The organism is Deltaproteobacteria bacterium PRO3, from assembly GCA_030263375.1.
Classification (GTDB): Bacteria; UBA10199; UBA10199; order DSSB01; family DSSB01; genus DSSB01.
This window is the reverse complement of sequence record SZOV01000078.1, coordinates 1-15,154: the sequence shown is the minus strand read 5'-3', so window position 1 is coordinate 15,154 and position 15,154 is coordinate 1. Positions and strand designations below refer to the sequence as shown.

General features: G+C 65.2%; 5 protein-coding genes. All 5 read right to left on the bottom strand.

Going from position 1 to position 15,154, the window contains the following annotated elements; translation table 11 throughout:
- Positions 1-4,698 (bottom strand): DUF1729 domain-containing protein (locus tag FBR05_11635; protein MDL1872836.1); only part of this gene is annotated, 4,698 nt, incomplete at its 3' end.
- A gap of 27 nt (positions 4,699-4,725) precedes the next feature.
- Entirely contained in the window at positions 4,726-12,246 is a 7,521-nt protein-coding gene (locus FBR05_11630) for a hypothetical protein (protein MDL1872835.1), read from the bottom strand.
- A gap of 304 nt (positions 12,247-12,550) precedes the next feature.
- A complete protein-coding gene (locus tag FBR05_11625) occupies positions 12,551-12,937 on the bottom strand; it encodes a hypothetical protein (protein MDL1872834.1) in 387 nt (128 codons plus the stop codon).
- Complete coding sequence (locus FBR05_11620) at positions 12,934-13,362, bottom strand: SRPBCC family protein (protein MDL1872833.1); 429 nt, start codon at positions 13,360-13,362, stop codon at positions 12,934-12,936. Before FBR05_11620 ends, FBR05_11625 begins: the two co-directional genes overlap by 4 nt.
- A 12-nt stretch (positions 13,363-13,374) precedes the next feature.
- Positions 13,375-14,331 carry a class II fructose-bisphosphatase gene (glpX, locus tag FBR05_11615; GenBank protein ID MDL1872832.1) on the bottom strand — a complete coding sequence of 319 codons (957 nt, stop codon included), beginning with the start codon at positions 14,329-14,331 and terminating at the stop codon, positions 13,375-13,377.
- Positions 14,332-15,154 lie beyond the last annotated feature (823 nt).

The window sequence follows — 15,154 nt, the reverse complement described above, 5'->3', positions numbered from 1 at the left end:
CTCGGAGGGATGGACACGGATCTCGACGCCGGGCAGGTCCCGGCCGCCGATCTTTTCGATCTTGGGCCCGCCCAGGTATTCCACCTGGGGGATGGCCTCGAGGTTGGGGTAGCGGGCCTTCAAGACCTCGATCATCCCGTCATTGATGCCGCCCAGGATCTCGCCGATCGGCTCGTTGGCCTTCGTCGTATAGCGGACGGCCACGGGGCCTTGAAGGATGGCGACGCGCTGGACGTCGTTACCCGGCACGGCCGCCAAATCCTCGGACTGCCAGAGGGAGTCCTTCTTAAACCATATTTTTAGGTCTTTATCGATAACTGGTATAAAATTAACGGGTTTTCCTGGACGCTTCGCGAGGTTGAGGAAGTAGTCCACGTCTTCGGAGGCGATCAGGCGCTCCTGGGCCTTCGGGTAGCGCGCGAAGAACTCCTGGAGGAAGGCGACCGGATCGGCCTCCAGCTGCTTGGGCGATTGGACGAAGGCCGTCGAGTCGCCGGAGCGGTGGAAGCGCTCCTCGGTGCGGACCAGGAAGTCGTAGACCCGGTCGCGGAAGGTGACGTCGATCCAGCGCCCGCCCTCGCCGCCGGGCACGTGCATCAGTTCGACCATGCGGCGGGCGACTTCCATGTAGGTCATTTCTTCCAGGTCCGCGACCCGGCCGTCGGCCTTCTTGCCGAAGTAGACCTTTTGGTAGTCCCGGTTCAGCTCCGCGATGATCGTGGCCTTGTCGGCCAGGATCGCCGCCTCGGCCTCCGCCGGCGCTTTGTTGAAATATTTCGCGTCGTACTTGGCCCAGAGGGCCACGCCTCGGGTGTCGAGCTTGTGGATGGGCTCGCCCAGCTCGGAGACGACGGTGCGCACGCCGCCCACCGGGCCTTCGTAGCTGCCCTCCCAGGCCTTCTCGTTGGGGATGCCGGGGGCCTGGGCGATCAGCTCCTTCGCCTCCGGCGAGGTCGAGGCCTCCTGCGAGGCCATCACGCGCGAGGCGACCAGGACGGCGTCGAAGGGCATGGCGGGCATGCCGAATTCGCGGCTCCACTCGCCGGTCATGTAGGGCATGGCATCCTTCGCATCGCCGAAGCCGCTGCCCGCCACCAGGGTCAGGTTGGGCAGGCGGCGCATCGCCGCATAGGTCTGCAAGATCGGCTCGTGCATGTCCTCGTAGCTGTGGTGGCCGCCGCCGCGACCGCCGGTCCACTGGAGGAGGATCTGGCTCTCCGGATTGGCCTTGGCGATCTCGATCACCTGTTTGATCGAGGCGATGTTGCCCGGCTTGAAGGAGACGTGTTGGATGCCGCTCTGGCGCAGCGAGGCCAAGACCTCGTTGGCGGTCTCGAGGGTGGGCACGCCGGCGGCGATGGTGACGCCGTCCATCGGCTTGCCTTCCTGGCGCATCACCTCGACCAAGGGATATTGGAAGCCCCAGAGGTAGGCGTTGAGGAAGAGTAAATTCGTGGTGATCCCCTCGCCCGCCGGGATCTCCGCCATGATCTTGGCGACTCGGTCGCGGAAATAGGCCTCGGTGTGCTGCCCGCCGCCGGCCAGTTCGCCGTGGAAGCCGGCCTTGGTAAAGGCGGCGACGAGCTGCTCGTTGGCGGTGGTCGGGGTCATGCCCGCCACCATCACGGGCGGCTTGCCCAAGAGGCGGGTGAAACGGGTGTCGACCATCAGGCTGCCGTCGGCCAGACGCACCAGCTTGGGCCCGAAGTCGCGCTCCCAATGCGGGGCGAAACGGACGGATTTGGGGTCCGCGTCGAAGAGGCTCGACTTGTCGCCCAGCCCGCGATCGCCCTGCAGGGCGCCGGCGAGGACGACCTGCACCCCGGTGCCCTCCTTGTTTCGCGCGGTGATCGCGCCGATCCCGACGGATTCGCCGGGTCCGAAGTCCAAGACATGGGAGATCCCCTTGTCGCCGTGCGCCTCGGCGGTGGCCCGTTCCCAATGCACGGGCAGGACGCTCTGCTGCAGGATCAGGTCGGTGAGCAGGTCTTCGCTCTTGCGCAGGTCCTCGCCGTGGTAGGTGTTGTACACCGGGATCGCCAGGTCCTCGGCCTTGAAGTCGACGCCGATGCGGCGCATGTCGTCGCGGAGCATGGCCGGCACGCGGGACATGTAGGGCGAGTGGAATTCCGCCGAGACCGGGAAGTACTGGGCGGTAAACTCCAACTTGCGCTTGGAGTGCGGCACGCGGCCCTGGTCTTCGCCCGGCTTGGCGGCATCCTTGCGGACCGCTTGTAACAGGCGGTGCAGCCCCTCGGGATGGCCCGAGACGACGACGGCGCGGGGGCTGTTGACCAGCGAGACGTGGACGCGGCGGCTCTCGGGGAGCGCGGCGTTGACCTTCTTGATGTATTTCTCGACGGTCTCGGGGCTCAGCTTGAGGAAATTGAGCATCTGCGTCGGCACGCCGTCGCCGGCGGCCACCGACTCGCGCACGATATCCGGGTTGAGCGTGGTCTCGGGGGAGACCTGCTGCATGCGGATGCCCTGCCAAAGCAGGTACTTCACCATTTTTTCGGTGTTGCCGAAGAATTCGGCCTCGGTCCCCGAGGAGGCCAGGACCACCGAGGCCATAACGCCTTGGCTGTGCCCGGTGGCGCCCTTGAAGAGCTGGCGCATCTCGGCCGGGCTCCTGCCCGTCACCTGCATCGCGACGAAGTAATGCGCCAACTGCGTCAGGCCGATGAGGGGCTGGCTGACGGCGGAGCTGGCCAGGTACTTGTCGCCGGGCGCCGCCTCGGGCTTTTGGATCCATTTCAGGATGTCCAGGCCTTCGCTGTGGAAGCCCTGGGCGCGGGCCTCCGGCGTCTCGGCCTGGGCTTGCAGCGCCTTGGCGGCGGCCTCGACCAAGGGCCTCACTTGAGGATAGGTCTGGTAGAGGAAGCGCAGCTCGCCGAAATAGGTGTTGGCCTGCCCGCCGAACTGGGCGAAGAGCCCGGCCCGCCCCGTCGCCGCCGCCTCGAAGAGGGCGGAGCGGCCCGGTTGTCCGCGGTCCGAGCGGCCGGCTTGGAAAAGCTCCGCCTTGCTCTCGTAATAGCTGCGCAGGAGCTCGGCCTGGTTGGACAGACCGCGGGTGACGGCATGGATATCGTTCCCCTTCAGGGCCTTCAGCTCGAATTGGGTGAGGGCCTCGCCCAGCAGATCCAGGCGGCCCGATTCGCCCAACTCCTTGGAGCCCTTCGCGTCGGCGACCAGTTTAAGGAAGGCGCCCAAGACCTCCACCGGCTTCTCGCCGAGCTCGGCGGGACGCTTCTCCCAGAGGCCCTTCGCCTGAGGCAGCAAGCTCTCGGGGACCTTGATGTGCATCGCGCCCTTCTCGTGCGCCAGCTCCAACCAGGTCCGGGCGAAGCCCGCTTCGCCCCCGCCGAGGGGACGCCCTCCCGAGGAAGGCGGCAGACCGCCGCCATCCTCGCGACCCTCCATCATCAAGACATGGTCGCGCTTGCCCTCGGCCTCGGGCCGCGAGGCCATCGCGGCCATCGGCGCGCCCGCAGTCGCGAGGCGAGGACCCTGCAGGACGCTGCCCAGCCACTGCACCGGGCTCTTGTCGCCGCTGCGCGGGGCCGAGTCGAGGGCCTTGCCGTAGATGTTGGCGCGGATGCCGATCTCCTGCTGGAAGGCGGCGAAGCGCTTGCCCAATACCTTGTGACCGAGATGACCGCCCACGCCCAGGCTGACCATCGAGGAAAGCGTATCGACGACGGCCGTCGCGCCCTCCACGTGGGGACGCAGCCCTATCCTCTCCTCCAGCTTGTGGCCCGCCATCATGCCGGTGAACATCGCGCCCTGCGCGAAGGCGAACTGGCTGGCGCGCTGCATGCGGGTGAGTTGGCCCATCTGCAGTTCGCCGATACCGTGGAATTTGAGGAAGCCTTGGTTACCGAGGAAACCGAAGGTCTTGAGGGCCCCCAGGGTGATGCTGGCCGCGGCAAGCTCCTTGCCCACATTGGCCGCGTCCCAAGGGGTACCTTCTCCGGCCAAGGACATCAGGGCCTTGCTACCCAAGGCGAAAGTCGGCGCCTCGACGACGAAACCCGCCGCCCCCGCCGTCAAGCGGGCGCCGAAGCCGCGCGTGAACCAGCTCGCCTCCGTCGTCGCGGCGAGGCGCCCCAAGGCCGCCGTGCGGGTGAGCTGAAAGACCGCCGAGCCCAGGATCATCGGCGCGATCATCTTCGCGTCGGTGGCTTGGTGGACGAATTGCTGGGTGAGGAATTCCATGCGCCGGCCGGTGTGCCCCTTGCCCGCGATGGCGTCGAGCTCGGCCTGGGCCTTCTCCCGGGCCTCGGCCGGGGCCGCCTCGCCCGCCTGGACGATGGCCGTGAACAGGTTGCCGGCGGGAAATAGTTGGTTCTCGGCGCGGGCCTTAAGCGCCATCCCGTGCACGCCTTCCCAGAAAAATTGGGAGTCTTTCTCCCCGACGAGGCTCAGGATCTCCGCCACGCGGGCCTGGCCCACCTTCTTCTGCAGGGCCGTCCGTTCGTCGCCCCCCAGCCCCGAGACCGCTTCCTGCAAGGACTTCCCGGCCTGGACTTGGGAGGCCAGTTTGAGCAAGACCGCCGGGGCTTCGGCGGCTTCCGTCTGCGGAAAAAAGGACTGCAGCATCTGCAGGCCGAAGGCATCTTGCGTCGAGGCGGAGGCGCCCGCCAAGTGCTGGGGAGTGGAGGAAGCGTTGAGTGCGAGGTGGAGTGTCTTGCTCATAAGTGCCCTTATCTGGTGTGAAGAAATCTATTTTGGTTCGGAGCCGCCCTTGTTCTTGCCGCCGGCGAGATTCGCCTCCAAAACGGCACGGAAGGCCGAAAGCCTTTGCCCCTGCAGGAAGTCTCCCAACCCGCGCAGCAGTGCCTCGGAGGGGATCGTGACCTCGACCCCGTCGGTCTTGATGCCGACTCGGCCGTCCTCGCCGAACTCGTGCGGGATGCCCATCAAGGTGAGGACGCCCGCGACCTGCTGCCGCTCGGACTGCCGGCGCGCGTCCTCGGCGCGGGCCCGCCGTAGCTCCTCGGTCTTGGTCTCCAGCATACGGTAAAGCTCGCCGCGGGTGCGGGAGGTGTCGCGAATGATCTCGTGGATGCTGCCCTTGCGATGGGCGCGCTCGGCGGTGTTTTGCGCGTCGAGGATGCCGCGCCACTTCGGCAGGTAATGCTCGGTGCGCAGGGCGTCGACAGCCTGGCGGTAGGCGACGGCGATCGCCTCGCGCTCCCGCCCGCTCGCGGCTTGCAGCCTCGCGCGCAGGGCGGCCAATTCCGGATCTCGCAGCAAGTCTTGCTCCATGGCCCGCTCGTTCTTCGGCACGGAGATCGCCCCCGCCGAGCCCAGGATGCCCATCGCGGCCGTGTGGTCGGCGGCCATCACGATATTGGGGTTGATGTTCTTGTCGACGACGACCCAGGCGCCGCCCCAGAGCTGGCCGAAGGGCGGGACATAGATCAACGCGGGGTGTCCAAAGGCGCGTAGCGAATCCAGGATCTTTGCGCCGCCGGGGACGACGCCCCGGAGGTGGTCTTCGGGTCGGGGCATGAAGCCCGAGATGCTCGCGTTGAACACCAGGGGCAGGCCCTCGAGGTTGAGGTTGTCGATGTGCTGAGCCGCCTTGAAGGAGGCCGCCGCGTCCAGCGCGCCGCCGAAGATTTGCTCGCCGCCGGGGATCTGTTCAGGCTGGAGCTGCATGGTGATAAGGCCGACCGGCCGTCCGCCCAGGCGCGCGTAGCCGGTGTTGACCGCACGACCGTAGCCCTCGCGGACGTAAAAAACGCTGCCCTGGTCGAAGAGCGCGGCGTCGAAGCGCCGGGTGTCGTAGGGCTGGCCCTTGCCCTTGATCACGGGGTTGTCGCCGGACAGCAGGCCCGGCGTGATATCCCGGTCGAGGGGGTCGCCGACCTCGAGGCGCGGGGCTTCCTCGCCCTTTTTGGCGGGGAGATAGGACATCCACTGGAGGAAGGCCTTGATCGCGTCCCGCTCGCCCGGCACCACCTTGTAGGCGACGCCGTTCTCCTTCATGATCTCGGGCCCGGCGACCTCCAGCTCGTCCTTCAGATTGGTGCCGAAGGTCTGATTGATCGCCTTCCGGCCGGTCAGGCCCAGGAAGGAATCCGCGACCATGATCACCCGCTCGGAGAGCTTGGTGTCGTAGGTCCCGATGCCGATGACGGTCCCCATCGCGATGGTGAAGGTCGGGACGACGCTGCGCGCCCGCGACTCGGACTCGCCGGTCTTGCCGCTCGCGTTGAGGCTCTCGGTATTGATCTCGCCCTCGCCCAGGATGGCGACGACGGGGTGCCGCGTTTCCGTGACTTCGTTTCCTTCTCGTTGGACGACGGCCTCGTAGGGCTCGCCCACGACGATCAATTCGGAGAGCGGCAGCTTTTTCTTGCCCGCAGGCTTGGCGAGATCCTCGGCGAGGACGTAGTTCAGTCCCTTGGCGGCGTCGCGCTGGATGAAGGGCGTGACCTCCTCGGCCAGGCCGAGGCGGGCGCCGCTGGTCTCGGCCAAATACAACTTGGGAATGCCGTGAGCCTCGGCATATCGGCTGAGGGCTCGATAGATCTCGCCTTCCTTGGTGCCCTGAGAGCCGGCCTGGAAGGTGAAATCGTCGGCGATCACGGCGAACTCGCGCGTCACCGTCTCGGTGCCGCCCTCGCCCGCGGGCAGCTTGAGCGTGACATGGAAGGCGACCTTGCCGACGTCGTTGGCGCCGGGCTCGCGGACGACGGGTTTCAAGGTCCCAGATTTGTCGAGGATCAGCTCGCGGATCTGAACGGCCTCTTCCGGAATGTTGCCCTGCGGGTAAAAGTCCTTGAGGACGTCCTGGAACAAGGCGACCCGGTCGTAGACGTAGAGCTTGCCGCGGCCCTGCTGCTGCACCCGCTTGTGTTCGAGCGGGCTCTTGACCGCGTGCGGGGGCGCCTCGATCGCGGGCTTGATGTTCACCTCGAAGCGGGAACCGCGAGGGATCTTGATCTCGGCGATGTAGCTCTCGACGGCGCCGCCCGGGGCGCGGCGCTGGAAGTGCAGGACCGTCTTCTCCAGCTGCTGGCCCATGAACTGCGGGGTCAGGCGGAAGGCCAGGAGCGTGATTTCCTCGTCCGAGAGCTCGATGGGCTGACGGAAAAAGAGGTTGGCCAGCGCCGGCAGCTTCCGCGCCTCTCCGTCGACGACGTGGCTTTCCTGGAGCCGCCGCATCACCAGGGCGGTGTTTCCGGCCAGCCGCTCCGCCTCGGGGACGGAATAGGCCTTCTTGTCGTAGACGGTCGCGGCCTTGGCGAGCTTCGCCTCGTCCAGCTGGAATTTTTGGATCATCTCGGCCGGCGAGGCGGACAGCACCCCGACGTTGAAGGGATCAAAGTCTTTTGCGAGGACGCCGCTCTCCCGGAGCGCGTAGGGCAGCCACTGCCAGATCAGGCGGCTCTCCTTGGAGAGCGCCTCGCCCGATCCCGATCGGATCATGCGGAAGTCGTTCAGCAATTGGTTGCGCACCAAATCGCCGTCGAAGCGCTGATAGCTCAGCCGCCCGGAGTGCTCGCCGATCACGAAGTGGCGCCGGTCGGCCTTCGGGTCCCCGGCGGACAAGCCTTTCTGGGTGGCGCGATAGGCGTGAACGTTATGGAAGAGGTCGAAGTCCTGGCGCTCCAGGTCGAAGTTCGGGGTCCAACGCGAGAGGCCAATGGTCTGGGCGTGCAGCGGGTGGATGTCGCGCAGCAATTTGTTTTCGGAATAGACCCCGGCGGCGTTGGCCTCGTAGGTGCGATAATCCGGATCGCCGCCCTCGGCGTCGGGCAGGACCAGCGTCAGGCGTTGCACGCCCTGCCCGCCCAGCTTGCGGGTGGCCAGGCCGGCCACGGCCTCCAAGGCCTCGGGTCCGGGGCGGCTGGGCAGGACGATCTCAACCACGGCCTCGGCCCCGTTGCCCGACTTCCGGCGGAAGACCCGAAGCGACTTGAGGCTTTGGTCCAAGTCCTTTTCCAGCTCCTCGATACCGAGGGAGCGGCGATGCACCGCCAGCAGGGGCTTGGCGCCCCTCGCACCCTTCGGCTCCATCCGGGTCACGACGACGCGGTCGGGGACGAAGTCCTGCTGCTTGCCGGGCGTGAAGTAATGCCGATAGAGCCGCTGTTGGATCAGGCCCAGGGCCATTTGCGCCTCTTTCGGGCCGGCAGTGGCCGCCTTGCCGAGCAGGAAGGGCAAGATTACTTCCGTGCGATCCACGCGGCGCTTGTTGGCCGTGCTGCGACCCGCGCTGGTGGCCGCCGCGGCCACTCGGAACTCTTCTTCCAGCCTCGCGGTGTACTCGCGGTCGTCGCCCTTCTCGCGCAGCCGGGCCAAGGTGGTCTCGACCTGCACCAGGAAGGGGCTCTGCCCTTGCTCGGCGAAGACGCGCTGGACGCCCTGCAAGGCCGCTTGGACGGAGTTCATCTCGTACTTGGGCACCCAGCCCAGCACCTTGGCGAGCAAGGCGCGCTTGCCCTCCAATTGCTCGTGGCTCTGGAAGAGGCGCTTGACCGCCGCGTCCCGCGCCGGCGTGGGCTCGAGGGAATCGACGCCATAGAGCGCCAGGGCGCTCTTCAGGACGCCCTCGAAGCGGGCGTCCTCGACCTTGCCGGTCTTGAGGAAGAAACTCCATTGCCGCTGGTAGGCCGGCTGGAAGACCGATTCGACCGTCTGATAGCGCTGCAGCAGCCCCTGGGCCCAAATCTCAACGGCCTGGCGGTAGGGGTAACCGTCTTCCGAGACGGGCTCCAGCTTCCCGAGGATCGTCCTGAGGGTCTCGAGCGGCGCCGAATAGCCTTCGAAATAGCGGCTGAACCAGGTGAGGGCCTCGAGGCTTTGCGCCTCGGAATAAGAGGGGCTCTCGGCGAAGACCTGCATGGCCGCGGGCGGCAGCTCGAAGCCGGCGGGCGCCTTGGCGCCCTTGCCTTCCGCGGATTTCACGCCGTCCTCGGCCTGAATCTTGACCAGGGCCTTGCCCTTGTCCACCTGCTGCCCCGGCTTGACGAAGACGGCCTCGATCTTGCCGTCCATGGCGGCGGTCAGGGTGGTCTCCATCTTCATCGCCTCGGTGACGAGGATCGGCTCGCCCTCTTTGACGGTGTCGCCGACGCCCTTCAGGATCTTCAGCACGGCCGCGGGGGCGGGGCTCACGACGAACTCCGCGCCCAGCGCGCCTTCGCCGCCGATGCCGATTTCATAGGAAGTGCCGTCGATCAGGACCTCGCGCCGGCCTGGCTCGCCGTGGATCAGCGTGCGCACCTTGCGCCCGTCCACCTCCAGGGTGAAGAGGTGTTCGCTGGTGCGGGTGAGCCCCACTTCGACCGAGCTGTCGCCGGCCCGAACCAGGAAGCGTCCGGGACCGGTCTCGTAGACCTCGGCCTTCAGCTCGCGATCGCCGAATTTGAGCTCGACCTTCTGGTGGATGCTGGGATTTTTCAAAAAGGTGTGGACGGCCGCGGCGACGAGGGCCTCGTCGGCGTCGCGATAGTCGGGCTTCCCCGCCTCGGAATTGAGGAATTTGCGCTCGATGAAATTGGTGTCGTAATCGCGGCCCTCGCGGAATTCGGGCGTGGCGGTCAGGGCCCGCAGGAAGGGGATATTGCTCTTGATACCCAGGATCTCGAACTCGCCCAAGGCCTGCCGCAGGGCGGCGACGGCCTCGGCGCGGGTCGGCGCGTGGACGCTCAGCTTGGCGATCATCGAGTCGTAGTAGCTGGGAATCTCGCGGCCGACCTCGACCCCGCTGTCGATGCGGACGACGGCGCGGCCGTCCTTCGGCGTCTCGGGGAGCCTCATGTGGAGGATCTTCCCGGTGCTGGGGGCGAACTTGTTGTAGGGGTCCTCCGAGGTGATGCGGGCCTCGATGGCGTGCCCCTGGGGACGAACCTTGTCGAAGGACAGCTCGCGGCCGGAGCCGATCAGCAACTGCTCCCGGAGGAGATTTTGGCCGCTGACCATCTCGGTGACGGTGTGCTCGACCTGCAGCCGGGTGTTCATCTCCATGAAGTAGAGCCGGTTGTCCGAGCGGTCCCAGATCAGCTCGATGGTGCCGGGGCCCTCGTAACCGATGCCCCGCGGGTCGTCGGTCCGCAGTTGGGCCATGATCTTGGCGCCGATCTGCCTCGCTTGGCCCAGCAACTCGGGATCGAGGAAGGTGCTGACGTCCTCTTCCAAAACCTTCTGTTTGTTGCGCTGCATGGTGCAGTCGCGGACGCCCACGACCTGGAAATTCCCCTTCGCGTCGCCGATCACCTGGACCTCGAGGTGGCGCATCGAGGGGATGAACTTTTCCATGAAAACGACGTCGCTGCCCGAGGTGCTGAAGGCCTCGCGCTTGGCCGCCTCGTAGGCGCCCGGCAGCTCGGCCTCGGTCAGGGCGACGCGGATGCCCTTGCCACCGCCGGTATCGCCGCCCTTGATGATAACCGGGAAGCCGACTTGACGGGCGAAGACCAGGGCCTCGTCGTAGCTTTGCAACTTGTCGCTGCCCGGCACGGTGGGGACGCCGGCCCGCCCGGCGACGGCGCGCGCGGAAATTTTATTCCCCATCATCGCCATGATGTGGGAAGCGGCGCCGGCGGCGCGCAGGCCCATCTGCTCGTAACGGGCGAAGAGCTCGGCGTCTTCTGACTTGAAGCCCCAACCCTCCCAGGCGACCAGGTGTTCCGGCTTGAGCCCGCGCTCGGCCATGAATTTCTCCAAGGCCTCCATCCGCGCCGGGATATTGTTGTAGGTCTCGTTGGAGGTGTTGCCCTTCAGACGGAGGGCGATCACGCCGTCCATGTTGGCGTGCAGGGAATTGGCGTCGGCCTCGGAGTAGAACACGACGGGAACGGCCCCGAGCTTCTTCGCCTCGCCGATGGCGCGGACCGCGGGCTCTCCGCGGTTGCCGATCACCACGTAGCGGCCGGAGAGGAACGGCTGCGGCAGCCCGCCCGCGGCATCCAGAGCTCCGGTCATCATCATGTGCGTGGGTCCCAAGGGACCGCGCGGGCCCTCCCCTTCTCCGCTCATGGCCATGGCGAAACCGTTGGGGAACCTGCCGGGGCCGGCCACGACCAGGGCGGGTCCGCCCATCAGCCCCTGCAGGGGCGAAGACTTCCCGCTGCGCGGCGCGGCGTCGAGGGCCTGTCCGTAAAGATGGGCTCGAAGCCCCAGCTCGCGCTGGAAGGCCGCGAATCGCGACCCGAGGACGCGGTGGCCCAGGTGGCTGCCGACGCCGAGGCTCAACATGGTGGAGAGGGTGTCGGTCACCGCCGTCGCCCCATCGACATGGGGACGCAGACCGGCCTTTTCCTCCAGCTTGTGGGCCGAGAGCATACCGACGAACATCGCGCCCTGCGCGGTCGCGACTTGGGTGAAACGCTGAAAGCGGGTCAGCTGGCCGGCCTGCAGCTCGCCGATGCCGTGCAACTTCAGGAATCCTTGGTTGCCGAGGTAGCCGAAGGTCTTCAGGGCGCCGAGGGTCAGGGTGGCTCCCAGCAAATCGCGCCCCACGCTGGCGCCGTCCCAAGAGACGCCACCGTCGGTGGCGGAGATCAGGGCGCGGCTGCCCAGGGCGAAGGTCGGCACCTCCGCGGCGAAGCCGGCCATGCCGGAGAGGAAGCGCGCGCCGAAGCCGCGGGTGGCCCAACCGGCTTCCGCGGTGGCGGCCAGGCGGCCCAAGGCCGCGGTGCGGGTGAGCTGGAAGACCGCCGAGCCGAGGATCATCGGCGCGATCATCTTGGCATCGGTGGCCTGCTTGACGAATTGGCGCTGGAGAAACTCCATGCGGCGCCCGGTATGGCCCTTGCCGAGCATCGCGTCCCATTCGGCTTGGGCCTTGCTTCGGATGTCGGCGGGCACCGCGTCCCCGCCCTGGGCGATCGTCGCGAACAGGGCCCCGGCGGCGTTCCAGTTTCCGGATTGGCCGAGGCGAAGGGCGAGGGCCTGCGCGCCCGCCCAAAAAAACTGGGGATCTTGTTCTTCGGAAAGGGCGAGGAGCTCCTCGAGCGGCGCCGCGCCGACCCGGCGCTCAAGCTGCCGGCGATCGGCGTCGCTTAAGTCCGCCAAGGCCCCGCGAAGTTTTTGGCCGCCGGAAACCTGCGCGGCGAGCTTCGAGAAACGACCGGCATCTTCGGGATTTCCCCCCGCGGCAAACAAGGCCTGCAACAAGGCCAGGCTATAGGCGGAGGTCGGGTTTCGTAAGGCGGTATCGCTCGCCGAGGCGGAAATAGGCGCCCCCTCGCCGGAGGCGAGCCCCTTCAGCTCTGTAAGACTCATAGGCCCCTTCTCTGAGTCGAGAACAATATCGCGTCGGCGCCGACCTCCGCCGTCACGGGAGGGTCCGCGCCCATTTTCACTGCACGATATGGTGAGGATTTTTTTCCAAAAGCGACGGGAGGCCCTCGAAAAAGGCAGGACTCGCGTCACTCAAGAAGGAAAGAAGTGCCCCCACTTTTCTCTTCAGGAGTGAAAAAATATTTCTTAAAGTATTTGGCTTTTCGCAAAGCCCGCGGGGAAGTTGCTACAAAAAATCGCCAAGCCGGCGATTTTTTTCATCATTAGCGTTTTGGATTTGTACAAATCACTCGGGGGAATGGGTCTTTTTGATGCTGATTTTGGGGGTGGAAACGGGATGCGCTTTTTTCTGGTCAAAAGTCAGCTTCGCATCCAGGTGCAATTGGAGGCCGGAGAGGGCCTTTTGTACTTCTTCGTGCACCTTGATCTTGGAGAAGAACTTGCTGAGCTCGGAGGCGACCAGACCCAGCAGCTCGTCCTTCTGTTTGAGCACCGTGTCCAGGACGTAGCCGACGGCGTCTTTGGGCATCTTCATGTCGCCCAAGGCCTTGCGGATGCTTTCTTCGGTCATGAAAATGGCGCCCAGGCCCGTCAGGAGAATGCGGCGGGCGACATCGGTCATCCCGCCGCCCTTCTTCTCGAAAAATTTTTCGTCGTCGCCGGCCATACTCAAGCCATTTCCTCGGCACGTTCTTTAAATTGCTTCATCATCGTCGGCAAGTTGGTGCCGATCAACTTGTTGGAAATCGCCTTGGGCACCATGGCGCCCAGGTTCATGTCGATCTCGTAAACGGCCTTGGTGACGCCCTTCTTGACCTCTTGCAGCTTCCAGTGCCCGTTGTTGGCCTTCATCAGGTCGCCTTCGACCAGGCTCCAGGAGAGGCCGCTGGGCGGGTTGAGCTTGATGTCGAGGGTGTAGGTGATCTTCTTGATGAGGTTGATGGTGAAGGTCACCCGCGCGGACTTGCCGGACTTCTTCTCGACGACGACCTTCTTGGTCTCCGGCAGGAATTCGGGGTAGGCCTCGAAGTCGCTGATGACTTCGAAGACTTGCTTCATCGGGGCTTCAATCTCGATCGAGGCGGAGGCATGGGACATGGAGTCGAATCCTTATGCGTAATTGGGTTTGGTTTCGAAGTGGTGGGTCGCTTCGATGTAGCGGACGGTCCGCGACAGGGAGCGCATCACCAACGAGTGGGTATGGGCGCCTCCCCCGAAAAATCTCACTCCCTTGAGGTAATCGCCGTTGGTCACGCCGGTGGCGGCGAACATGACGTCGCCGTGTGCGAGCTCGTCGATCTTGAAGACGCGGTTAATGTCTTCGATGCCCATGCGGCGGGCGCGGTCGATCTCTTCCTGGTTGCGCGGCTTGAGGCGGCCCTGGATATCGCCACCCAGGCAGCGCAGCGCCGCCGCGGCCAAGACGCCCTCGGGCGCGCCGCCGATGCCGAAGAGGATGTCGACGCCGGACTCGGGCTCGCAGGTCGAGATGGCTGCCGAGACGTCGCCGTCGCCGATCAGCTTGATGCGGGCGCCGGCCTCGCGGACCTCGCGGATGAGCTCTTTGTGGCGGTCGCGGTCGAGGATGATGGCGGTCAGGTCCTCGACGCGGCATTTTTTGGCGCGGGCCAATTGTTGCAGGTTCCAGGTGGGCGACTTGGTGAGGTCGATGAGGCCGTAGCCTTCTTTCCCGACCGCGATCTTGTCCATGTAGGTGTCGGGCGCGTGAAGGAAGTGGCCGTGCTCGGCGAGCGCAATGACCGAAATGGAGTTGGGGCCACCAGTCGCGCAGAGGTTGGTGCCCTCGAGCGGGTCCAGCGCGATGTCAACCTTGACGTCGCCTCCCTTGCCTACCTTCTCGCCGATGTAGAGCATGGGGGCCTCGTCGCGCTCGCCCTCGCCGATCACGACGGTGCCGTCGAAGTTCATGCCGTTCAGGGCCTTTCGCATCGCATCGACCGCGGCCTGATCCGCCGCCTTGGCGTCGCCTCGCCCCATCAGCCGGGCGCAGCTGAGCGCCGCCGCCTCTGTCACACGAACCATCTCTAAAGCTAGATTTCGATCCATAGTCTACACCGGTCCACGCCTAGGACCCGATCCTCGTTATTTGCCTGGTTTTTGCCCTGGAAATGATCGTCCTGCTATTAGCAATCCCGTCTGGAAAAGCAAGAGATAATGCGCGTTTCGGTCCGGGAACCGGGATTTTGACGCACCGTGGCTGGACTATGACGCAGTCTAGGTCCTCCGGATATATCTGGGAAAGGCTGTCTGGATGTGGCTTTACGGCCGGAATCGCCCGGCGCTCCGATCGTACTTTTGCGTTTTGCCGCGGCCGGCCCCGGAGGTGAGGGCGGGATATGTCCTACGCGACACGGGCGGCCCCCTCAGGCCGGGGGCCGCCCTCCGCAGAAAGATCGAAATTATATAGGCCTTAGGGTGTTCGATCTTTCTGAGGGTCGCTTAAGGACATATCCCGCCCTCACCTCCGGGGGCTCGTGCCAATCGCCACCCAAGAACATACCCCACCGGCGAAAATTTCTTTTTTGTACCTGTAAAAAATTCTCCCACCCCTACTTATGATTTGCTGACGCGACGCAAGGGTTCGACTGCCAATCAATTTGCTTCTTAACAAAGAATGATTTGCTACGCAGTGTATAAACGAGCCTAGTGGAACAGCGACGTCCCATGAAAATAATCAAGTATCCTCTCTCCCTGCACGAGCCCCTAGCCGGGGGCGATATGTCCCAAGCGGGACCCTCTGAAAAGCCGATCACCTTAAGGCCTATATAACATCGGCTTTTCGGCGGAGGCCTGTCCCCCGGCCTGAGATACCGTCTTGCTAGTCAAGCTGCAAAAGCAAGCAATGGGTCAAAAGGTTTATTATTCTTCA

What these genes read in the sequence shown, in the direction of transcription:
- FBR05_11630 (MDL1872835.1), bottom strand. Translation starts at nt 12,246, where the DNA reads ATGAGTCTTACAGAGCTGAAGGGGCTCGCCTCCGGCGAGGGGGCGCCT.
- FBR05_11620 (MDL1872833.1), bottom strand. Translation starts at nt 13,362, where the DNA reads ATGTCCCATGCCTCCGCCTCGATCGAGATTGAAGCCCCGATGAAGCAA.
- glpX (MDL1872832.1), bottom strand. Translation starts at nt 14,331, where the DNA reads ATGGATCGAAATCTAGCTTTAGAGATGGTTCGTGTGACAGAGGCGGCG.